The organism is Qipengyuania aurantiaca, assembly GCF_019711375.1.
Lineage (GTDB): Bacteria > Pseudomonadota > Alphaproteobacteria > Sphingomonadales > Sphingomonadaceae > Qipengyuania > Qipengyuania aurantiaca.
Genome location: NZ_CP081295.1, coordinates 1,585,349 through 1,606,894, shown reverse-complemented (window position 1 = coordinate 1,606,894; position 21,546 = coordinate 1,585,349). Strand labels below are relative to the sequence as shown.

The following is a 21,546-nucleotide window of genomic DNA, read 5'->3' as shown; positions in this document are numbered from 1 at the left end:
GTCAGCCCTTGATATGGAGGACGCAGATGAGCGTGAAGAGGCGGCGCGCGGTGGCGAAATCGGTTTCGACCTTGCCCTCCAGCCGTTCGAGCAGCAGCTCGGCAGCGCGGTTGTGAACGCCGCGCCGGGCCATGTCGATCGTCTCGATCTCGCCCGGCGTCGCCTTGCGGATGGCCTGGTAATAGCTGTCGCAAATGGCGAAATATTCGCGGATCGGGCGGCGAAAGCGCGCCAGGCCCAGCAGCAATTCCTCGACCAGCGTATCCTCGCTGTCGGCAATGGTCATCAGCAACCGCCCGTCGCGCACCGCCAGCGTGAGATGGTAGGGCCCGCTCGCCCCGCGTTCGGCCGCGCGGACGGGGCGGAAGGTGTTTTCCTCGATCAGGTCGAAGATCGCGATCCGCCGTTCCTGCTCGATATCGGCGTTGCGCCAGATGATCGTCTCTTCGTCGAGCTCGATCTTGGCAATGCGCTGGTCGCCGGAGGAAGGTGTGGATTCGGTCATCGTGTGGGGACGTGCTTTCGCAACTGCGGTCAAGCGGGGCAAGGTCGAACTTTGGCCAATCCATCCACAGGGCTGTCCGCAAGGGGAAATTGCGAGCCGGTTCAATCGCGCGCCGCTTTCCTGCATGGTCCTGCCCATGGCCGACACCGATCTCCTCTTTCCCGCTACCGATTCGACTCCTGCCAAGGAACCGCAAGGCACCACCCTGCCCAGCAATGTCGAGGCCGAGGCCGCTTTTTTGGGTGCGGTGCTGATCGACAACCAGGTGGTGGGCGAGCTCAACACGCCGTTGCAGCCGCACCATTTCTACGAGCCGGTGCACGAACGCATCTACGAGCGCGTGCTCAAGCTGATCGACCGCAACTCGGTCGCCACACCGGTGACGCTGAAGCCCTATTTCGAGAGCGACGAGGCGCTCAAGCAGCTTGGCGGCGTGACCTACCTCGCCCAGCTCACCGCTGACGGACAAGGCCTGCTCGCTACCGGCAAGCTGGCCGAACAGATCTACGACCTCGCCCTGCTGCGCGAACTGGTCCATGTCGGCCGCAACCTCGTCGAAGGCGCGCTCGACACCTCGGACGAGGTCGCGCCGATGGAGCGGATCAGCCAGGCCGAGGCCGATCTCTACAAGGTCGCCGAAGGGGCCACCACGGGCAACGAAGCGCAGGATTTCCGCACCGCAGCGCTTGGCGCGCTGAAAATGGTCGAGGCGGCGATCAATTCGGGCGGCAAGTTTTCCGGCAAAACGACGGGCCTCGAAACGGTCAACGACAAGACTTCCGGCCTGCACAATTCCGACCTCGTCATCCTCGCCGGTCGTCCCGGCATGGGCAAGACCTCGCTTGCCACCAACATCGCCTTCAACGCCGCGCGCCGCCTGATGGACGACAAGAAGCTGGGCATCGAAGGCAGCGAAAGCCCGGGTGCGGCGACCGCCTTCTTCAGCCTGGAAATGAGCGCCGACCAGCTGGCCACGCGTATCCTTGCCGAGACCGCCGAAATTTCCTCCGAAAAACTGCGTTCGGGCCGCTTGAGCAAGGAGGAGTTCCAGCGCCTTTCCTTCGCCAGCCAGGAATTGAACGAGCTGCCGCTCTATATCGACGACACGCCCGGCCTCACCATCGGCGCGCTGCGTACCCGCGCGCGCCGGTTGAAGCGCCGCCACGATATCGGCCTCGTCATCGTCGACTATCTGCAGCTGCTGCAGGGCTCGGGCCGCGCGAGCGACAATCGCGTGAACGAGATTTCGGAAATCAGCCGTGGTTTGAAGACGCTGGCCAAGGAACTCCATGTCCCCGTCATCGCGCTCTCGCAGCTCAGCCGTGCGGTGGAGCAGCGCGAGGACAAGCGCCCGCAGCTGTCCGACCTGCGCGAATCAGGCTCGATCGAGCAGGACGCCGACATGGTGTGGTTCATCTTCCGCGGTGAATATTACCACAACGCGCTGAAGCCCGACACGCCGGACGAAACCAGCAGCGAGGAAGTTCGGATGAAATACGCCGACTGGGAAGCGCGCCACCTCGAACTGGTCAACCGCGCAACACTGATCGTCGCCAAGCAGCGTCACGGCTCGACCGGCAATGTGCCGCTGCTGTTCCAGAGCGAGTTCACCAAATTCTCCTCGCCCGAAATGCGCGGCGGTTACGAGGACGATTACGAATAGGGTTTCAGAACCCCAGGTTGGTGCGCCGCGCCACGGTGTAGTCGATCACCGACACCAGCACCCAGCCGGCCCACCAGCGCACCCGGTTCCATAGCGTTGCACGCTTCCTGTGCTTTTCCAGCGTAATGTGTTCGGACGCCTCGATATGGTGGCTGACGAAGTCGCGCATCCGGTCGGCCAGTGCCTTGTCCTCGATCCGCAGCATGATCTCGAGATTGAGATAGAGGCTGCGCATGTCGAAATTGGCGCTGCCTACATAAACAGCGTCATCCAGCACGAGCAGCTTGGTGTGCAGCTTGCAGGGTGAGAATTCCCAGATCTTCGCGCCGCGTTTGAGCAGGTAATTGTAAAGCGAGCGGGTCGCGCCGATGGTGGCGCCGTTGTCGCTCTTGGCGGCCATCAGCAGGCGCGTCTGCCCCTTCTTCGCCACCCGCGCGATCCGCTTCAAGAGCGTGTAGGGCGGCGAGAAATAGGCCATGAAGATGTCGAGCTTCTCGCCCTCCTTCAGGTCCTGCGTGACGCAGCGCGCCCAGGTCGAGAGGCCGCGCGTTGGGCCGCCGACCAGCCAGCGCGCGTGGCCATCCTCCGAGGTCCACGACCAATCGCGCACGGTCTGCTTGATTTCCTTGAAATGCGCTTCGTCGTCATCGGTCCAGTCGAGCAGGCGCGCAAACCATTCGGAAAGGCCCTGCACTCCGTCGCCTTCGATGCGGATGCCGATGTCGTTCCAGCCGTTGCGTTCGGGCGGGGCGAAATAATCGTCCTCCACATTGAAGCCGCCGAACATGGCGCTCGCATTGTCGGCAATGACCATCTTCTGGTGGTTGCGGATGAGATAGCGCATGGTCCAGCGCGGGCTGAAGCAAAGGAAGCGCCCGCCGCAATCGACCAGGGGTGCAAGAAATTCGTCGGTTGCCGAAGCGCCAAAGCGGTCGATGATCAGCGTGACTTTCACTCCGCGCGAGGCGGCGTCGCACAAACCGTCGCGCAGCTCGGTCGAAACCTCGTCCTCGGCGAAGATGTAGAAGCAGACGTCGAGCGTTTCCTTCGCGCCGCGCACCAGCTCCATCAATGCCTCGCGCCGGTCATTGCCGGCGGGATAGAAAGTCAGCGACTGGCCCTGCGCCTCGGCCGTGAAGGGCGGCGGGTCGCGATAGGCGGTCGCCATCTCGGTGGTCGGTTCTGCTCCCATGTGCAGCAACCCTTAGCGCGCCGCGCGCACGGCGCAAATCCTTGACTATCGCGCGCCTGCACTCTATTTGCCGCGCCTTCCGAGATTCTCGAACTTATTACACCGGAGTGCCCATGGCGCGCGTTACCGTCGAAGATTGCGTAGACAAGATTCCCAACCGTTTCGATCTCGTCCTGCTGGCTGCCCAGCGGGCGCGCGAGATTTCGGGCGGTGCGGAAATCACGCTGGAGCGTGACCGCGACAAGAACCCGGTCGTCGCCCTGCGCGAAATTGCCGAACAGACGGTCAAGCCCAAGGACCTCAAGGAAGCCGCCGTCACCAACCTGCAGAAGATCCTGCCGGACGATGACGACGAGATCGATGAGGTCGGTTCGCTCAGCCAGTCGGCCGAAGCGCTGCGGATTACCGCATCGGCGCCGACCCGTTCGACCTCGATCGGGGCCGATTACGAGGGCTGATCCCTTCGCATTTGCGCAAAACATGAAGACCCGCCCCTCACCGGGCGGGTTTTTCATTTGTGGAACGGCAGCAGCAGGCTCCAGCCGAGCCGGTGCGGCCGCGTGTCCTGGTACTCCTCCAGCCCGATGGTGAGCCGTCCCTCGGCCTCCTCCGTGTAGGTCCCGAAGAGCCGGTCCCAGCCCGACAGCAGCGTGCCGTAATTGCTGTCCGTCTCGCGCTGGATGGCGGAATGGTGGATGCGGTGCATGGTGGGCGTGACGAGCAGCGCGCGCACCGGCCGCTCCAGCCCGCGGGGCAGCGCGAAATTTGCATGGGTGAAAAGCGTTGCGAGGTTGAAAACGAGCTCGAAGGCCAAGACACCCCAGACCGGCAGGCCGAGCGCGACCACCACCGCCATCTTGAAGCCCATGCTCAGCACGATCTCGATCGGATGGAAACGCGCCGCCGTCGTCACGTCGAACGCGGGGTCGCTGTGATGGACCTTGTGCAGCCGCCAGAGCAGCGGGACGCGGTGGGTCGCCCAGTGCTGGACATAAAGCGCAAGGTCGAGCGCGAGGAGGGCTATCGCTACGCCCGCCCATGCGGGCAGTTCGAACTGGTTTAGCAGTCCCCAGCCTCGCTCAGCCGCCAGCGCCGCGGCCCCGACCATGAGCAGCGGCACGACGAGCCGCACCGCCAGCGTATCCAGCGCGAACAAGGCCAGGTTCGTCACCCAGCGCTTTCCCCGCGGCGCTTTTCGCGCCGGGCGCAGCCACTCGACCAGCGCGAACAGGGTGAAGACCAGCGCCATTGCACCGAACGCGCCCAATTCCCATTCCGTGCCGATCGTATCCATTCCAGCTATCTCGCAATCGCCGCCCTCATGTGCAAGGCGGCGGTGAGCCTCTGGCCTTATCGCGACAGGCACTTATACTCGGGCGCGGATTAGGTGGGGGAAAGCGTGAGCGACATCGGCGACGCCATCGGGACGGCAGTGGAAGGCGGGCTCTTCGCCAAGGCGCTGGACGAGCGCTCCGGTGACAAGGCCCCGCTCGAAAAGGGTCATTTTGCCGAGGGGCAGTGCCTCAACTGCGGCACCGAGCTTATCGGCTCGCATTGCCACGGATGCGGACAGCAGGCGCATCTCCACCGCACGCTCGGCGCCTTCCTGCACGATTTGCTGCACGGCGCGCTGCATTTCGAAGGGCGTACCTGGCGCACCCTGCCCAAGCTCTTCTTCAAGCCCGGCGAACTCACCCGGCGATATATCGAAGGCGAGCGTGCGCGGTTCGTTTCGCCCATGGCGCTGTTCCTGTTCTGCATCTTCCTGATGTTCGCCGTCTTCCAGTTCGCCGGGATCAGCGCGCCCACCGACATTCGCGGCGATAACGGCGAAGAGCTGGCCGAAATGGCCGCGACCGAATTCGACCGCGTCGAGAAGCGGCTTGCCGATGTCGAGAGCGAATTGGCCGATCCGGAAACGCCAGCGGAAGAGCGCGAGGAATTGGAACAGCGGCGCAAGGAATTGTCCGACCAGGTCGCCGCGATCCGCGAGGCGCGCGAGAATGTGCCCTTCCTGCGCAACGACAGCGAACCGCGCGAACTCGAAACCGATGCCGAGGGCAACACGATCGTCCCGCTCACGAACAGCGACGGGGCGACGATTAAAATGAAGTCGTCGGGCCTCGAATGGATCGACGGCGGGCTGGAAAAATGGCGCAAGAATCCGGGGCTGATGCTCTACAAGCTGCAGACCAATTTCTACAAATTCAGCTGGTTGCTGATCCCGCTATCGATCCCCTTCGTGTGGCTGCTTTTCGCGTGGAAACGGCGCTTCAAGGCCTATGACCACGCGATCTTCATCACCTATTCGATCTCGTTCATGACGCTGCTGATCCTCACAGTCACCCTGCTCGCCCTGTTCGGCGTGGCCGAGGCGGTCTGGGGGAGCATGCTGTGCTTCATCCCGCCGATCCACATGTACAAGCAGCTGCGCGGAGCCTACGGGCTATCCCGCTTTTCGGCCTTCTGGCGCCTGTGCGTGCTCATGGTTTTCATCGTGATCGTGCTGGTGCTGTTCCTGCAACTGCTGCTGGTGATCGGGGCGTTCTGACTACCCTGCCGGGTCTTCACGATCCTCGTTGAGGTCTTGCCCGGTGATGGGTGCGGGGCCCGGCGTTTCCGTGTCGCCTTCCTCGATATTGCGTTCGAGATTTGCCGCGCCTTCGCTGACCGCGCCGGCCGCTTTCTTTGCCCCGTCTTCCAGCACTTCGCCCACCACGGCGGCGTTGGCTTCGATATCGTCGCCCGCAAGGTCGGCGGTGCGCGCGGCGTCGTCCTGCGTTTCCTGCGAGCAGGCAGCGAGCGAGAGCGTGGCAAGGGCGATGGCAGTGGTAACGATGCGCTTCATGGCAAAATCCTCATGGAAGTGTTTTGCCTCTCAACGCAAAAAGGGCGCCGCCGGTTTCCCGAGCGACGCCCTTCGCGTACCGATTGCCTTGATAGTCAGGCCCCGGCGGGAGCGCCCTCGCCCGATCCGCCGAACTTCTTGCCGGCCTTGGGAACGGTGCTGCCGCCCGGCTGGCTGACCGAGACGGGACCCTTGGGCTCGTCGGGCCGGTCGATCTTGCCATCCTTCATGAGCTGGTCGATCTCGTCGCCGGTCAGCGTCTCGTATTCCAACATGGCCTGGGCCAACAGGTGGAGCTTGTCCTCTTGGTCGGTCAGCACATCCGTCGCGCGCTTCAGGCCTTCTTCGACGAGACGCTTGATCTCTTCGTCGATCAGACGGTTCGTCTCCGCGCCCGACATGGTGCGCGCGGTCTGGCCCATGCCGAGATAGCCTTCCTGGCTCTGCTCGTACTGCAGCGGGCCGAGCTTGTCGCTCATGCCCCATTTGGTGACCATGTTGCGCGCCAGATCGGTGGCATACTGGATGTCGCCGCTCGCGCCGCTCGAGACCTTGTCGTGACCGAAGATGATCTCTTCAGCGACACGGCCGCCCATAGCGACGGCGAGGTTCGCGTGCATCTTGTCGCGGTGGTAGGAGTAATTGTCGCGTTCCGGCAGGCGCATGACCATGCCCAGCGCGCGCCCGCGCGGGATGATGGTGGCCTTGTGGATCGGGTCCGATGCCGGCTCGTTGAGGCTGACCAGCGCGTGGCCGGCCTCGTGATAGGCGGTCATCTTCTTCTCATCCTCGGTCATAACCATGGAGCGGCGTTCCGCGCCCATCATGACCTTGTCCTTGGCGTCCTCGAACTCCTGCATCGCGACGAGGCGCTTGTTGCGGCGCGCAGCCAGCAAGGCGGCTTCGTTGCAGAGGTTCGCAAGGTCCGCGCCCGAGAAGCCCGGGGTACCACGCGCGATGGTGCGAGGGTTCACATCGGGAGCGAGCGGCAGCTTGCGCATATGCACGGCAAGGATCTTCTCGCGCCCGTCGATATCGGGAACGGGCACCACGACCTGGCGGTCGAAACGGCCCGGACGGAGCAGCGCGGGGTCGAGCACATCGGGACGGTTGGTCGCCGCGATGATGATGATGCCTTCGTTGGCTTCGAAGCCATCCATTTCGACCAGCAGCTGGTTCAGCGTCTGCTCGCGCTCGTCGTTCGAGTTGCCGAGGCCATGGCCACGGCTGCGGCCGACCGCGTCGATTTCGTCGATGAAGACGATGCAGGGCGCGTTCTTCTTGGCCTGTTCGAACATGTCGCGCACGCGGCTGGCGCCGACGCCGACGAACATCTCGACGAAGTCCGAGCCCGAAATGGTGAAAAAGGGCACGCCCGCTTCGCCAGCAATGGCGCGGGCGAGCAACGTCTTACCCGTACCGGGCGAGCCGACCAGCAGCGCGCCCTTGGGGATCTGGCCGCCCAGCTTGGAGAAGCGGCTCGGGTCCTTCAGGAACTCGACGATCTCTTCCAGCTCCTCGCGCGCCTCGTCGATGCCGGCCACGTCCTCGAAGGTGACGCGACCCTGCTTTTCGGTGAGCATCTTGGCCTTGGACTTGCCGAAGCCCATCGCCCCGCCGGCGCCGCCGCCCTTCTGCATCTGGCGCAGGAAGAAGAAGGCAATGCCGATCAGCAAGAGGAAGGGCAGGAGGTTGGCGAGCGTGTAGAGCAGGAGGCCGCCGTTATCGGGCTCCTTGCCGCTGAACTCGACGCCGTTCTGTTCGAGCAGCGTCGTCAGCGTGGTGTCGCTGCGGACGGGAATGGTGCTGAAGGTCTCGTTGTCCTTGGTGACGCCCGTGATGCGCTCGTCGGAGATCTCGACCGACTTGATCTCGCCCTCGGCGACCTTTTCCTTGAAGTCGGAATAGAGCAGCGAGGTGCCCGCGCTCTGACCGCCGCCGCCGAGCATGGAGACCACCAGCAACAGGCCGAGGAATACGCCGCCCCACACCATGAGGCTCTTGATCCACGGATTGGGACCGTTGCCTTCGGGTTCGGGAGGCTGGTTCTGGTTATCGTCGCGCATTGCGGTGGCAATCCTTTCCTACACTGTAGGAATGTAGGAGCGCGCTGGTGAATGGCAAGTTTAGGCCTTCGCGATTTTCCGCTTAATTCCGGTCATCGTGATCGATCCGCTTGCGCAGCGTGTAAACGGCGATCCCTACGATCAGCACGAAAGGCGCGAGTTGCACGAGCAGGTATGGCAGGATGTTCGCCGCTTTCAGGAGGTTGTACACCAGCCCGAAGGCCAGCACGCCGAGGATGAGTACGGCGAAATGCCTGCGCCGCGCACTGCGTTTGTCCGGTCCGCGACCGGCGAGGATATCGTTCTTGTTGTCGTGCATGGTCCTGCTCCCCGCGAGAGGGATCTTAATACGGAATGCAGTTTAAGATTTCCCGCAATCCTCGACCGCATAGGCGCGGCAGAACACCTCGACGGCGCCTTCGATGCGTTCGCGGTCGCGTTGCGGATCGCCGGGATGGCCGAAACGGCGTTCCAGATCGCCCATGCCCTTGCACATGGCGGCGAACTGCTCGACCGCGAGCTCCACGTCGTCGATGCGCACTTCGCCCGCCTCGACCATGGCGCGCATCAGCCCGGCGAAGGCCGCCTTCATGCGGTGCGGGCCCGAGGCGAGGAAGGCCACGCCGATGGCCGGTTCGTGCTCGGTCTCGGCGGCGATACGGCGCTCGAACTGGACCATTTCGGGGCGCGAGAGGAAGGCCACCATGGCCTCGCCGATCGCGGTTAGCCTCTCGCGAAGGGACCCACGCATATCGGGCGCGACGGCGAACTGGTCGCGCATCTTCTCGCATTCGCACTCGACCGCGGCCGCGAAGAGCCCGCGCTTGTCGCCGAAGTGGTTGTAGACCGTGACCTTAGACACCCCGGCGTCCGCCGCCACCTGCTCGATCGAGGTGGCCGCGAAGCCGGAATCGAAGAACGCGCGCGAAGCCGCCGCGAGGATCGCCTCGCGCTTGGCCGTGTCCGCCGGCCGGCCTGCCTTTTTCGTCTCGCTTGACAAAGTGAACGGTCCCGTTCAGTTGAACGCCTGCGTTCACTAATGGACGAGTCGCAGGCAATAGGCAAGCGGAGGCACCAAGGCAGATGATCTGGATCGCGATCCGCATGCTGACCGGCGACGCCCAGAAGTTCTTCGGGCTGGTGTTCGGCATTGCCTTCTCGACCCTGCTCATCACCCAGCAGCTGACGATCTTCGTGAACCTCCTCGAACGCGGGGCGAGCGGGGTTTACAACGTCTCCAGCGCCGATGTCTGGGTGATGGATCCTGTCAGCCGCACCACCGATGTCGCCTACGCCATGCCCTCCACCGCGCTCGACAAGGTGCGCGGCGTGCCGGGCGTCGAATGGGCGGTCCCGCATATCCGCGCGCAGGCCTCTGTCCGCACCAAGGACGGCGACCTCGAGGGCGTGGCGGTGATCGGCGTGGACGATGCGACGCTGATCGGCCTGCCCAAGAACATGGTCGAAGGCTCGGTCGATGTCCTTTCCCAGCCCGACAGCGTCATTATCGACGATGTCGGCATGACCCGCATGTTCCCCGGCCAGTCCCCTATCGGCGAGCGGCTGGAATTGAACGACCAGCGCGCTGTCATCCGCGGGATTGCCGACGCCATTCCCAGTTTCACCAGCACGGTGGTGCTTTATACCAAGTACAGCCAGGCGCTGAATTTCGTCCCCGGCACGCGCAATCGCCTCTCTTTCGTCCTCGTCGGGGCGGAAAACCCGGCCGAGGCCAAGGCGCTGTCCGAACGGATCGAGCGCGAGACCGGCCTCAAGGCCCAGACGCGCGAGGAATTTGCCCGCGACGGGGTCGATTTCATCATCGAGAACACCGGCATCCCGCTCAATTTCGGGATCACCGTGGCGCTCGGCTTCATCGTCGGCGTGGCGATTGTCGGCCTCACCTTCAGCCTCTTCATCCGCGACAATATCAAGCAGTTCGGCGCGCTCAAAGCCATCGGCGTCACAAACGGCAAGATCCGCAAGATGGTCGCCGCGCAGGCGGGTCTCGTGGGCCTCATCGGCTACGGCCTCGGCGTGCTCGGGACGGTCGGGTTCATCACCGCCTTCTCCTCCGATCCCACCTTCAAGGGCTTCTACATCCCCTGGCAGATCCCGATCATAAGCCTCGTCGCCGTCACGCTGATCCTGGCGCTGACCGGCTGGCTCGCGCTGCGCAGCGTGCTCAAGACCGAACCGGCGGCAGTGTTCCGGTGAGCGGTCCCGCCATCTCCACCCGCGGCGTCACGCGCGATTTCAAGGCGGGGCAGCAGACGATCACCGTGCTGCACGGCATCGACCTCGATGTGCGCGCGGGCGAACTGACCTTTCTTGTCGGCGAAAGCGGGTCGGGCAAGACGACGCTCATCTCGATCATGTGCGGCATCCTCTGGCCGACCGAGGGCGAGGTCGAGGTCTTCGGCACCGACATCTATGATCTGTCGGACGACGCGCTGGTCGATTTCCGGCTGCAGAACATCGGCTTCATCTTCCAGCAGTACAATCTCATCCCCTCGATCGACGCGGCCAGCAACGCCGCCGTGCCCCTCATCGCGCAGGGGATGGACCGGCACGAGGCGCGCGAGAAAGCCGTCGCCATGCTGGAGAAACTCAACATCGGCGACCAGGCCGCGAAGCTGCCCAACCAGCTTTCGGGCGGCCAGCAGCAGCGTGTCGCCATTGCCCGTGCGCTGGTTCACGAACCGCGCCTCGTGGTTTGCGACGAGCCGACCGCCGCGCTCGACGCCGCTTCGGGCCGCCGCGTGATGGATTTGCTGCGCGAGGTCGCGGTCGCCGAGGACCGCGCCTGCATCATCGTCACCCACGACAACCGTATTTTCGACATGGCCGACCGCATCCTCGTGCTCGAGGACGGGAAGGTCACCCATGACGGCAAGCACATGCCGGAGGATCATTGATGGCCTTGAACCTACGCAATTTGAGCTTTTCGCGGCAGATCCTGCCGGTGATCGCGGTCATCGGCCTGATCTTCGCCGCTTTCTACATCCTCTCGGGCCAGCCCGATCGCGAGCTGTCCAAACCGGAACGCGAGCCTCCGCGTGCGCCCGAAGCGCTGGCGGACGAAGCGCGGGTCGCAGGCTCGGGCGTGGTCGAACCGTCGAGCGAGCTGGTGCAGATCGGCTCGGCCCTGTCGGGGCTCGTCACCGGCCTCTACGTCCAGCCCGGCGACCGGGTCTCGGAAGGGCAGACGCTGTTCACCGTGGACGATAGACAGGCCCGCTCGCAATTGCGCGAGGCGAACGCCGCCATCGGCGAAGCGCGCGCGGCGATTGCCGAAGCGCGCAGCGCGCAGGCCACGGCCGCCAGCCAGCTGGCGCTTTACCGCAATGTCGACGATCCCGCCGCGGTCAGCCGCAGCGAAGTCATCCGAGCCGAGGGCGAGGCGAATGCCGCCGCCCAGCGTCTCTCGCTCGCCCGCGCGCGGCTCGAGGCGGCCGAGGCGCGTGCCGCTTCCGCCCGGACCGAACTCGGCCGACTGACCGTGCGCGCGCCCATTTCGGGCGAGATCCTCGCGGTGAACATTCGCAAGGGCGAATATGTCTCGACCATGGGCGGCGGCGGATCGCAGCCCTTCATCGAGATGGGCCAGACGCAGCCCATGCATGTGCGCATCGATATCGACGAGGAACAGGCCCCGCGCCTCGCCATGGGCGAACCGGCGACGGTGTCCCCACGTGGCGCGTCAGGACAGCAGGTGCAGGCCACCTTCGTGCGCGCCGAGCCGCGTGTCGTGCCCAAGCGCTCGCTTACCAATTCGGCCGCCGAGCGCGTCGACGTGCGCGTGCTGCAGGTCATCTACGAGCTTCCCGGCGAGGCCGTGGGCGATGGCGGCATCTTCCGTGTCGGCCAGCAGGTCGATGCTTATATGCCCGCGAAGAAGGCCCAGTGATGCGCCGCGGCCTGATCCTTGCGGGCACGCTGGCCCTTGCCGCCTGTGCCGGCGGGCCGCCGCCCGAAGTGGCGACGCCGACGCCGGTGCTGCCGCCCGAATTTCTCTATGCGCCCGATGCGCCGACCGGGACCGCGCTCGCTGAACTGCTCCCTGAGGCCGACCCCGGCTTCGATACGCTGGCCGCGCAAGCGCTGGCGGGTTCGCCGACGCTGGCCGAAGCGCTCGCGCGGATCGACCAGGCACGCGCCGGAGCCGACCGTGCGGGGGCCGAGCGCCTCCCTTCGCTGGGCGCCAACGCCTCGGTCACGGGCCAGCGGACCAACCCCGCGCAGTTCGGGGCCTCCCTGCCGCCCGGGGTGGCCATCGATACCGAGCGCGTGAGCTACGCCGCCAATCTCACCGCGCGCTGGGATCCCGACATCTTCGGACGACTACGCGCGCAGGAACGCGCCGCGCTGGCCCGCGTCGACGCCGCCACCGCCTCCTCGCTTGCCGTGCGCAACGCGCTGGTCGCCGAGATCGCCGCGAGCGTGATCGACTGGCGCACGCTCGATGCAAGGCAGGCCGCGATCGAGGAAGACATTGCCGCCGCCGAGGAACTCGCGCGGCTCGCCGGCGTGCGCGAGGAAGCGGGCATCGCGCCCGGTTTCGACCGCGTGCGCGCGGCAAGCGCCGCCGACGCCTCGCGCAGCCGCCTTGCCGCGCTGGCAAGCGAGCGGGCGCGGCTGACTGGGCGGCTGGTGACGCTGACCGCGCAAGGGGCGGCGCAGGTGCGCAGCGCGCTCGCGCTCGACGCGCCGGAGCCCGCCCTGCCCGAATCGCCGGTAGCGCTGCCGTCGATTCTGCTCGCCAACCGCCCCGATGTGCTGGCCGCCGCAGCAACGCTCGCTGCCGAGGACGCAGAGCTTGCCGCCACCGCGCGCCGCCGCTTCCCTGTTTTCGATCTCTCCGCCGTGATCGGCCTCCTCGCCTTCAGCCCCTCCGACCTCTTCGACGAGGACAGCCTCGTGGGCACACTGGCGGCCTCGGTCGCGGGGCCGCTGTTCGACTTCGGCCGGATCGAGGCGGAAATCGATGGCGCAGCTGCGGAGAAGCGCGCCGCCTTCCAGTCCTATCGCGGCGCGGTCTACACCGCGCTGGGCGATGCCGAGGCGGCTTACGGTCTCATCGCAGCGGCCGACCGCGAACTGGCTGCAGCACAGGCCGAGGCCGCAAGCCTCCAGCGCGCCGCCAGCCTTGCCGAGACCCGCCAGAAGGCCGGCCTCGCCGATTTCCTCACCGTGCTCGAAGCGCGCCGCGCTGCCGATGCAAGCGGGGAACGCGCCGCAGCTGCCCTCGGACGGGCGCAGCGGGCGCGGGTGGTGCTGTGGCAGGCGCTGGGCGGCGAGGCTCAGCCCACGACGCGGTCGACCAGCCAGTAAGCCCCGATGATCCCGATAGGGTAGGAGGTAAGCCGGATCGCGCGCGCCTCCAGCTCGGGTCCCAAGCGGCGCAGCAACGCGACCAGCGCCAGCACACCGGCGATCACAAGCAATTGCCCGACCTCGACTCCGAGGTTGAAACTGACCAGCGCCGCGGGCACCTCGCCTTCCGGCAGGCCGATCTCGCGCAAGGCTCCAGCAAAGCCGAAGCCGTGGAGCAGGCCGAAAGCGAAGGCGACCAGCCAGGGCCAGCGCCGGGTCAGCGTATCCTTTGTCCCCCGCGCAACTTCGACCGCGAGAAACAGGATCGACAGCGCGATCAGCGCTTCGACGGGCCTTTGCGGCAGCCCAGCCGCGCCGAGCGTCACGGCTGCGAGCGTGAGCGAATGCGCTAGCGTGAAGGCCGTCGCTGCCTTCACCACCGGCCAGCCGCGCGCGAGCAGGAGCACCAGCGCGATCACGAAAAGCAGATGGTCCCAGCCCGTCAGGATATGCTCGACCCCGATCACGAAATAGCTGCGCCAGACCTGCGCCGAGGAAGGGGCCGCCTCGATGACCGCCACCGGCGCTGCCACCGTCAGGCGATGGACCTGCACCGGACCGCCGAGCGGCGCGATGCGCAGAATGGCCTCGCCCTGACCCGTGAGCCCGTCCCAGCCCATGCGCCCTCCCGCGACCGGGCCTTCGCAGCGGACATTGACATGGCCGAGCATGGCCGCCGGTGCGCGTTCGCGCGCCATGCCTTCCATAGCGCAGCCTTGCGGGAGTTGCGGCATCCCCAGCGGAGCCCCGCGCGAACCGGCAAGCGGCTCTTTCCAGCCCAGCGTCCATTCGCGCTCCGCCTGCTGCTCGAACTGGATCGACACCGGGCGCAGTTCGTCGGCCAGCGCCGGCGCCGCGCACACGAGCATAACCAGCGCGGCCAGCAGCCGGATCATTCGATCTCGATCGTATAGGCGTCGCGCAGTAGCTGGTACGCCTTTTCACGCCGGGCCTGGATCGTGCGGCCGCGCCAGTCCCTCTCGGCCCTGTCGCGCACCTCTTCGAGCGGCGGAACGCTGCCTTCCTCGCGGTGGTAGAGCTGGACGAGGTGCCATCCATAGCCCGAGCGGATCGGCCCCTGCCAATCGCGCGCCACGCTCAGCGCCAGCATCTCATCGGCAAAAGCGGTCCCGAAAGCGCGCGCGATGTCCTCGCGATCCGCTTTGGCCATGGTGCGCGGCAGGCTGGTGGATTGCCCTTGCGGCCGGTCTTCCCCGCGCGCCGCAAGCGCGGCCTCGCGCGTCGGGAACCAGGCTTGCTCGAAATTGAGGATGCCGCCGCGCTCGTAATCGGTCCCGTGGTCGCGGTACCACTCGGCAAGCTGCGCCTCGGTCGGGCGTGCCAGTTCCGCCTCGGCCCCGGCCAGTTCGTCCATCTTGGTCGCCAACCGTCGCCGGACGACCGGGTCCCCCTCGTCCAGCCCGAGCCGCAATGCCTCGCGGTAAAGCACCTCCTCGCGCACCCATTGATCGACGCGAGCGTCAAGTTCGGCATCGGTCGGCGCGCGGCCCATAGTCCGCTCGAAGGCGAGCGCGAGACCCGCCTGCTGCTCGCGGCTCAGCGTGATACTCCGCTCCGCCGGATCGACCGGCTCGCCGGCCAGCGCCAGCACGCCCCAGATCGCCGCGCCGGCGAGGAGAAAATGCGCGAGCGGATCGCGCAAGGCGCTGCGGATCATTCCGCCTCCATGATCGGCGGCGCATCGCCCACCTGCGGGCGCGTCTGCGGTCGGTTCTTCGGGCGCAGCCAGACGGGCGAGGAATAGGCGCGTTCCTGTATCACATTCGCCTCGATCACATTGTCCGGCAGCTTAAGGCCGAAGCGCACGGCATCGTAGAGCACCCACGAAGGCGTCGGGATTTCGAGCACGCGCACGTAATAAAAGGCGCGCTGGCCGCGGCGATATTCGGGATCGGTCCATGTCGCCCGCAGCTCGGCCGCGCCGATCGTGTTCTTGTAGGTCGCGCGCAAACGGTCGACCGTATCGCCCACGGGCGGAACGGGGCTGTCGGAAGCGCCGTCCATCTCGCGCGCGCTCCAGGCGACATCAAAGACCTTCTCCTGCGCTTCCCCGCCTGCATCGACCCACCCCTTCACCACCTGCACCCGGTCGAGGTTCGCCCCGTCTGGATCTTTGAGTGCGGAGATCAGGAAAGTCGGCGCGCGTCCCGTGTCCTCCAGCTCGCCGCCCATGGGCACGCCGCGCGTATAGCCCGCTCGCACCCAATCGCCCCCCCAATCGCTTGCCGCAAAATCGTGACCCGCAAACAAGCGCAGAACCATGCGCGGGCCGGTGGTGGCGTAGACCTCGCGCCGCATGAAAGCGTCGAAGATTTCGGCGCGCGTGTTGCCCCGCGCCCAGGCCGCCGCATAGCCGCCAGCCAAGTAATGCCAGCCGAAGCGCCCCTGCCGCGTGCCCAGGTTCTGCGCGTCCATGGCGCGCTCTGCGCTCGGTTCGTTGCCGGTATGCTTGCCGAAGAAATTGTCCTCGTCCCCCGTGGCGAGAGCGGTGTGGCTGTCGGTCGAGCCGATGAGGCCGAAGGCATAGGGGTTCACGCCCAGCCGCTCTTCCAGCGTCAGCCCGCGCAGCAAGGCCGAGCGCAGATAGCTGCCCGCGTACATATCGGGCGTGCTGCGCTCGGTCAGCGGGAGGTTGCCGAGCTCCCAGCCGGCCACGCCGAAGCTTGCAAACTCATCATTGGGTGAGAGGAAAGGATGCGTCTCGCTGTCGCCCTTGATCTGGGTCGCCTCGACCACCGGCTCGCGCGCGGCACGGCGACGGGCGTATTGCGCGCTCATCGCGCCGCCATCGGGCCCGACCAGTTCGAACATCTGCCCGTTGGAGAGGTTGGAATTGTGCGGGATCGCCAGCACCTTGCCACCCGTTGTCTCCTCATAGGCGTCCATGTAGTCCCACAGGCCGGTCACGTCGCCATCGAGGCCGGGATAGGGCAGCACTTCGCGCGTCTTCGCGCTGCCATCGCGAAACATGACCACGCGGTGGAGATTGTTGCCCGACGGCATCAGCGTCCATTCGAACCCGGCAAAGGCGGTGAAGCGCCCCGGCTCGTTATAGCGGTCGAGCACGTCGAGGTGGCGGTCCCACAATTCGCGCGTGGCCGCGGCCTGGCGTTCGGGATCGCGGAAGGCTTCCGGAATTTCGTCGTTGGCGGCCGCGGTGATCAGCTCGGCCACCGCGCGGGTCGATTGCTCGGGACTCTCGTGCATCATGTCGTACCAGCGCCTGAGCGTGGGATCGCGCACCATCATGCGCGGCGCATCGTAAAGCCTGCGGGTCGCGCCCATGGCGTCGGAATGATCGGCGATGACGAGGAAATCGAGCGGACGGTCGAGCTGCGCTTTCATGCCCGTGGTGGCGGTAACCTCCTCACCGCGGGCGAAGCGCAGGGCCTCTTCCGGGCCAAGGCGCACGCCGAAACCGAAAGCGTCGACCGAGACATCGGTGTGGAGGTGGGTGTCGCCCCAATAGGGCCGGTCGGGAAACTCGGCGAGGTCCACCGTGTCGGTGCCGTCGCCTTGCTGGGCCTCGGTAGCCTCCCCCGGCGCGCCGTCCGAACAGCTTGCGAGCAAGAGGCCCGCCGCTCCCACTGCCAACAGATATCGCATCGGCTCTCCTCCCGATGCGGACTGTGCGCCTGTCTATGCGATCAGGTCAAGCGGCTCTCGCCCTTGGCTGGCTGTACGAGCGCCATGCCGCCCGAGCTCTCGCCCTCCTCCTCGTCGGAGGTGTAATAGTAATAGGTCCCGCCCCCCAGCGCGGCGATGGCAAGCGCGAGAGCAAAGAGCATGACCAGTCCGTCGCGCACGATTAGCGCAAGGCCGATTGCGGCGATTGCCAGCATCGGACCGGAACTGGCGAAGGGCAGCACCTCGAGCGGCGGCACGGTGACGCACAGGATGATGATCGCCAGCGCGGCGACCTTCAGCCACACGCCTTCGGTCAGCGCGCTGAGCCGGTCCCTGCTGTGTTCGTCGAGCCAATGCGCCACGCCGCGCAGCTTGCCGACGGCCTTGTGCAACTTCTTCGATTCCACCGATCGGCTCTGGATGAACTGGGGCATCCAGATGTGGTCCTTGCCGAAGAGAAGCTGCAAGGCGATCAGGACAATGATGGAGGCGAGCGCGGTGGGCACTCCGGGAATGGCGCCGATCGGGGTGAGTTCGATCAAGGCGAAGATCATGATGACCGGGCCGAAGCTGCGCGCGCCGAAATCGTCGAGCACGTCGGCGATGCAAACCTCGTCGTTCTCGGCCGCCAGCTCGTCGAGTTCGCCGATGACGTCTTCGACGCCTTCGGGTTCCTTGTCGTCTTTTTGCTCACTCATTCCTATCCCCTTCGAGCGTCAACGCGCGAAGGGGAGGAATGGGTGCAAGCGCCCGTGATCAGGCGCTTTTCTTGAGCAGCGCGGAGCGTTCGCAGCGACAGACCACTTCGCCGCGCTGGTTCACCGCCTCGTGCAGGAAGGTGACGATGCCGGTGTCCGGGCGCGACTTGCTTTCGCGCAAGGCAATGACTTCGCTCGTCGCATGCAGCGTATCGCCGATGAAGACGGGCTTGGGCATCACCAGCTTGTCGTAACCGAGATTGGCCACAAGGGTACCGAGCGTGGTGTCACCGACGCTCAGCCCCACCATGAGCGAGAAGGTGTAGGTCCCGTTGACCAGGATCTGCCCGAACTCGCTTTCCCTGGCCGCTTCCACGTCGAGGTGGAGCGGCTGCGGGTTGTGGGTCATCACGGTGAAGAAGAGGTTGTCCGCCTCGGTCACCGTGCGCCGGATTTCATGGGTCAACTTGTCGCCGACCTGCCATTCGTCGAAGTGCTTGCCCGCCATCAGCTGTGGCCCATCACGGCCTTGACCTCGAGGAAGTCGTGGAAGCCCCACTCGCCCCATTCGCGGCCGTTGCCCGATTTCTTGTAGCCGCCGAAAGCCGCGTTCATGTCGTAGCCGCCGTTGATGGCGACCCGGCCTGCACGGATGCGCCTGGCGAGTTTCTTCGCGGTCTCGACATCCTCGCCCATGATGTGGCTGGCGAGGCCGTATTCGGTGTCGTTCGAGATGCGGATCGCGTCGTCGTAATCGTCATAGCCGAGGATCGCGAGGACGGGGCCGAAGATTTCCTCGCGCGCGATGGTCATGTCGTTGGTGACATCGGCGAAGACGGTCGGTTTGACGTAGTGGCCGGTTTCGAGGCCTTCGGGCTTGCCCGGACCGCCTGCGACCAGCGTCGCGCCTTCGTCGATACCCTTCTGGATGAGGCCCTGGATCTTTTCCCACTGCGCCTTGGAGACCACCGGACCGATGGTGGCGTTGCCCTTGGGATCGCCGGGAATGACGCCTTCGGCGGCTTCCTTGGCCGCGGCCTTGGCTTCTTCCATACGCTTGTGCGGCACGAGCATACGGCTGGGCGCGGTGCAGGTCTGGCCCGAATTGCCCATCATGGCGGTGGTGCCGCGCATGACCGACTTGGTGAAGGCGCTGTCGTCGAGGATGATGTTGGGGCTCTTGCCGCCCAGTTCCTGCGCCACGCGCTTGACCGTCTCGGCAGCGTTCTTGGCGATTAGCACGCCGGCGCGCGTCGAGCCGGTGAAGCTGATCATGTCGATATCGGGATGGCCGCTCATCGCCTCGCCCACGCCCGGACCGTCACCGTTGACGAGGTTGAACACGCCAGCCGGCACGCCCGCCGCGTCCATGATCTCGGCAAAGATATAGGCGTCGAACGGCGCGATTTCGGATGGCTTCAGGATCATCGTGTTGCCGGTCGCCAGCGCGGGGAAGACCTTGCACGCGATCTGGTTGAGCGGCCAGTTCCACGGAGTGATCATGCCGACCACGCCGATCGGCTCCCACACGTGGAGCGTCGGGCCGTCCTGGCGTTCGAATTCGAACTTCTCAAGCACTTCGATGGCGGTCTGGCAGTGACCGGCAAGCAGGCCGGTGTGCGGGCCGTTGGCGAGGCTCATCGGCGCGCCCATTTCCTCGCTCACGGCGAGCGCGAGATCGTCCTTGCGGTTGGCGATCTCGGCCTGGATGGCGCGCAGCAGGGTGAGGCGCTCTTCCTTGGTGGTCTGGCTGAAGCTCTCAAACGCGCGGCGCGCGGCGGCGACCGCCTTGTCGACATCGGCCTTGGTGCCGAAGCTGATGTGGCCGATAGTATCTTCGGTGGCGGGGTTTTCTACCGGCTGGGTATTCTCGGTGACCGGGTCGACCCACTGGCCGTCGATGTAGAACTTGGTGCAATCGCGCATGGGAAATACTCTCCTTATGCGCGGCTCTCTAGCTCCCTTGCGACCAGCGCGCCACCACCTCTTCGCCGTCCTGTGCACTGTCGCGGATCGTACCAGGCGTACGGTCGAAGCGCGGTGCGGGCGCTGTGTGCGAGCGACCGCCATGGTCGACGAAAGCGCCCCGCGCCTTCATATGCGGATGGTCTTTCGCCTCGTCCAGCGGGACGACCGGCGCGAAGCAGGCGTCGGTACCTTCGAGAAGTGCGACCCACTCGGCCTGAGGCTTTGTCTTGAAGAGGGCCGCGAGGCGGTCCGCGTAATCGTTCCAGTTCGCGGGGTTCATCTGCCCTTCGCGCAATTCCTCGGGCGCATCGGCGCGTTCAAGGAGCTCGGCGTAGAACTGCGGCTCGATGGCCCCGACGGTTATCTCCTTGCCGTCGGCGCAGGTATAGCAGCGGTAGAAATGCGCCGCTCCGCCGAGCAGGCCTGCCCCGCGCTGGGTGGTGCGCAGCGCGCTATGCGGTTGGCCGTAGAAGAAGCTCATCAGGCTGGTCACACCATCGACAATGGCCGCATCGACCACCTGCCCCTTGCCGCTGGTCTGGCGTTCGTACAGCGCGGCCAAGATGCCGAAGGCGCAATACATCGACCCGCCGCCGAAATCGCCGACGAGGTTTTGCGGCGGAATTGGCAATGCGCCCTTCGCCCCGATACTGTCGAGCGCGCCGGTGATGGCGATATAGTTGAGGTCGTGCCCCGCCGCTTGCGCCAGAGGCCCGTCCTGCCCCCAACCTGTCATGCGCGCATAGACGAGCCGCGGGTTGAGATTGAGCATTTCGTCGGGACCGAGGCCCAGCCGCTCCATCACGCCGGGGCGGAACCCTTCCACAAGGACGTCCGCCGAGGCGAGCGCCTGCCTCACGAAGGCCTGCCCCTCCTCGCTCTTCAGGTCGACCGCCGCGCGGTGGCGCGCGCGCTCGACCACGGCGTTCATCGGCTGATGTCCGGGCCGCTCGATCCGCACGACTTCCGCGCCGAGATCGGCAAGCAGCATGGCGACGTGCGGGCCCGGCCCGATGCCCTGGAATTCGACGACACGAAGGCCGCTCAGCGGTCCGTTATTCATAAGTCTCTCCCTGAACTCTCCTTCGCACACAAAGCGAAAGAGTGCGCAAATGCAACTCGCATCGAAGGATGCTCGCACCTTTCATCAAATGTTACAGTTGAAACCGCTCGTTGCGCGTAAGGAGCGAGAGGAGTACAATGCCGCGTTGCAGCATGGCTGCGGGGCGCGGCTAACAGGGGATCCTTACGTGGACATGCCATTGGACGAATTGCGAAAGAACGCGGCGCGCGCGACTTCGCTGCTGAAGTCGATGGCGAACGAATCGCGGCTGATGATCCTGTGCCAGCTGTCGCAGGGCGAGCTTACCGTGAGCGAGATGTCCGAGCATGTCTCGCTGTCGCAATCGGCGCTCTCGCAGCACCTTTCGCTGCTCCGGCGCGAAGGGCTGGTGACCACGCGGCGCAGCTCGCAATATGTCTATTACGGGCTCGACAGCGAGGAAGTGAAAGCCGTGATCGGCACGCTTTACGACCAGTTCTGCGCCTGCAACGAGGACGGCGAAGAAGCGGCTGAATAAGC

Annotated in this window: 22 protein-coding genes; 8 read left to right on the top strand and 14 right to left on the bottom strand. The window is 65.6% G+C overall.

Annotation, left to right across the window (positions count from 1 at the left end; genetic code table 11):
- Nucleotide 1: 1 nt before the first annotated feature.
- Nucleotides 2–505, bottom strand: a complete 504-nt coding sequence (locus K3148_RS07770) for a UPF0262 family protein (RefSeq protein WP_221424277.1) — start codon at nt 503–505, stop codon at nt 2–4.
- 136 nt (nt 506–641) lie between these two features.
- On the opposite strand from K3148_RS07770, the gene K3148_RS07765 reads away from it, so the two are divergent.
- Nucleotides 642–2,168: a replicative DNA helicase gene (locus K3148_RS07765; protein WP_221426658.1), complete on the top strand. Its 1,527-nt coding sequence runs from the start codon at nt 642–644 to the stop codon at nt 2,166–2,168.
- Between the two features lie 4 nt (nt 2,169–2,172).
- On the opposite strand, the gene K3148_RS07760 is transcribed toward K3148_RS07765, so the two are convergent.
- The gene (locus tag K3148_RS07760) at nt 2,173–3,360 is read right to left on the bottom strand and encodes a phospholipase D-like domain-containing protein (protein ID WP_221424276.1); all 1,188 of its coding nucleotides are present in this window, start codon (nt 3,358–3,360) and stop codon (nt 2,173–2,175) included.
- Between the two features lie 113 nt (nt 3,361–3,473).
- Between K3148_RS07760 and rpoZ the strand changes: the two genes are divergently transcribed.
- Nucleotides 3,474–3,818, top strand: coding sequence for a DNA-directed RNA polymerase subunit omega (gene rpoZ, locus K3148_RS07755; RefSeq protein ID WP_006833911.1), 345 nt, complete (start codon nt 3,474–3,476; stop codon nt 3,816–3,818).
- Between the two features lie 53 nt (nt 3,819–3,871).
- On the opposite strand, the gene K3148_RS07750 is transcribed toward rpoZ, so the two are convergent.
- Nucleotides 3,872–4,654: a sterol desaturase family protein gene (locus K3148_RS07750; protein WP_221424275.1), complete on the bottom strand. Its 783-nt coding sequence runs from the start codon at nt 4,652–4,654 to the stop codon at nt 3,872–3,874.
- 105 nt (nt 4,655–4,759) lie between these two features.
- Between K3148_RS07750 and K3148_RS07745 the strand changes: the two genes are divergently transcribed.
- The gene (locus K3148_RS07745) at nt 4,760–5,911 is read left to right on the top strand and encodes a DUF3667 domain-containing protein (RefSeq protein ID WP_247711513.1); all 1,152 of its coding nucleotides are present in this window, start codon (nt 4,760–4,762) and stop codon (nt 5,909–5,911) included.
- Here K3148_RS07745 and K3148_RS07740 read toward each other — a convergent pair whose 3' ends face one another.
- The 4 genes from K3148_RS07740 to K3148_RS07725 all read right to left on the bottom strand — a co-directional run bounded on the left by K3148_RS07740 (nt 5,912) and on the right by K3148_RS07725 (nt 9,274).
- On the bottom strand, nt 5,912–6,208 hold the full coding sequence (locus K3148_RS07740; RefSeq protein WP_221424273.1) for an entericidin EcnAB: 297 nt from the start codon (nt 6,206–6,208) through the stop codon (nt 5,912–5,914).
- A 95-nt stretch (nt 6,209–6,303) separates the two neighbouring features.
- The gene (gene ftsH, locus K3148_RS07735; RefSeq protein WP_221424272.1) at nt 6,304–8,274 is read right to left on the bottom strand and encodes an ATP-dependent zinc metalloprotease FtsH; all 1,971 of its coding nucleotides are present in this window, start codon (nt 8,272–8,274) and stop codon (nt 6,304–6,306) included.
- 82 nt (nt 8,275–8,356) lie between these two features.
- Entirely contained in the window at nt 8,357–8,593 is a 237-nt protein-coding gene (locus K3148_RS07730) for a hypothetical protein (protein ID WP_221424271.1), read from the bottom strand.
- Between the two features lie 42 nt (nt 8,594–8,635).
- Complete coding sequence (locus tag K3148_RS07725) at nt 8,636–9,274, bottom strand: TetR/AcrR family transcriptional regulator (RefSeq protein ID WP_221424270.1); 639 nt, start codon at nt 9,272–9,274, stop codon at nt 8,636–8,638.
- 83 nt (nt 9,275–9,357) lie between these two features.
- Here K3148_RS07725 and K3148_RS07720 point away from each other — a divergent pair, with 83 nt between their 5' ends.
- Genes K3148_RS07720 through K3148_RS07705 form a run of 4 tightly spaced genes read left to right on the top strand, consistent with a single transcriptional unit; the run spans nt 9,358 to nt 13,608 of the window.
- Nucleotides 9,358–10,491: an ABC transporter permease gene (locus tag K3148_RS07720; protein WP_221424269.1), complete on the top strand. Its 1,134-nt coding sequence runs from the start codon at nt 9,358–9,360 to the stop codon at nt 10,489–10,491.
- On the top strand, nt 10,488–11,192 hold the full coding sequence (locus tag K3148_RS07715; RefSeq protein WP_006833904.1) for an ABC transporter ATP-binding protein: 705 nt from the start codon (nt 10,488–10,490) through the stop codon (nt 11,190–11,192). Before K3148_RS07720 ends, K3148_RS07715 begins: the two co-directional genes overlap by 4 nt.
- Nucleotides 11,192–12,184 (top strand): efflux RND transporter periplasmic adaptor subunit, encoded by a 993-nt coding sequence (locus K3148_RS07710; protein ID WP_221424268.1) that lies wholly within the window; start codon nt 11,192–11,194, stop codon nt 12,182–12,184. The genes K3148_RS07715 and K3148_RS07710 overlap by 1 nt, the downstream gene beginning before the upstream one ends.
- Nucleotides 12,184–13,608: an efflux transporter outer membrane subunit gene (locus tag K3148_RS07705; RefSeq protein ID WP_221424267.1), complete on the top strand. Its 1,425-nt coding sequence runs from the start codon at nt 12,184–12,186 to the stop codon at nt 13,606–13,608. Before K3148_RS07710 ends, K3148_RS07705 begins: the two co-directional genes overlap by 1 nt.
- Here the strand turns inward: K3148_RS07705 and K3148_RS07700 are convergent.
- From K3148_RS07700 to K3148_RS07670, 7 genes are read right to left on the bottom strand one after another with little or no spacing between them, the layout of a single operon-like run.
- The gene (locus K3148_RS07700; protein ID WP_221424266.1) at nt 13,578–14,546 is read right to left on the bottom strand and encodes a HupE/UreJ family protein; all 969 of its coding nucleotides are present in this window, start codon (nt 14,544–14,546) and stop codon (nt 13,578–13,580) included. The two genes, K3148_RS07705 and K3148_RS07700, sit on opposite strands and share 31 nt — an antisense overlap.
- Nucleotides 14,543–15,328 (bottom strand): peptidyl-prolyl cis-trans isomerase, encoded by a 786-nt coding sequence (locus K3148_RS07695; protein ID WP_221424265.1) that lies wholly within the window; start codon nt 15,326–15,328, stop codon nt 14,543–14,545. The genes K3148_RS07700 and K3148_RS07695 overlap by 4 nt, the downstream gene beginning before the upstream one ends.
- Nucleotides 15,325–17,277 carry a DUF3604 domain-containing protein gene (locus K3148_RS07690; RefSeq protein ID WP_221424264.1) on the bottom strand — a complete coding sequence of 651 codons (1,953 nt, stop codon included), beginning with the start codon at nt 17,275–17,277 and terminating at the stop codon, nt 15,325–15,327. The genes K3148_RS07695 and K3148_RS07690 overlap by 4 nt, the downstream gene beginning before the upstream one ends.
- 41 nt (nt 17,278–17,318) lie before the next feature.
- Nucleotides 17,319–17,996 (bottom strand): exopolysaccharide biosynthesis protein, encoded by a 678-nt coding sequence (locus K3148_RS07685; protein ID WP_221424263.1) that lies wholly within the window; start codon nt 17,994–17,996, stop codon nt 17,319–17,321.
- A gap of 58 nt (nt 17,997–18,054) precedes the next feature.
- Nucleotides 18,055–18,504 carry a MaoC family dehydratase gene (locus tag K3148_RS07680; protein WP_221424262.1) on the bottom strand — a complete coding sequence of 150 codons (450 nt, stop codon included), beginning with the start codon at nt 18,502–18,504 and terminating at the stop codon, nt 18,055–18,057.
- Entirely contained in the window at nt 18,504–19,922 is a 1,419-nt protein-coding gene (locus K3148_RS07675; RefSeq protein WP_221424261.1) for an aldehyde dehydrogenase family protein, read from the bottom strand. The genes K3148_RS07680 and K3148_RS07675 overlap by 1 nt, the downstream gene beginning before the upstream one ends.
- 28 nt (nt 19,923–19,950) lie before the next feature.
- The gene (locus tag K3148_RS07670) at nt 19,951–21,027 is read right to left on the bottom strand and encodes a CaiB/BaiF CoA transferase family protein (RefSeq protein ID WP_221424260.1); all 1,077 of its coding nucleotides are present in this window, start codon (nt 21,025–21,027) and stop codon (nt 19,951–19,953) included.
- 193 nt (nt 21,028–21,220) lie between these two features.
- Between K3148_RS07670 and K3148_RS07665 the strand changes: the two genes are divergently transcribed.
- Nucleotides 21,221–21,544 (top strand): ArsR/SmtB family transcription factor, encoded by a 324-nt coding sequence (locus tag K3148_RS07665; RefSeq protein WP_221426656.1) that lies wholly within the window; start codon nt 21,221–21,223, stop codon nt 21,542–21,544.
- The last annotated feature ends 2 nt before the right edge of the window (nt 21,545–21,546 follow it).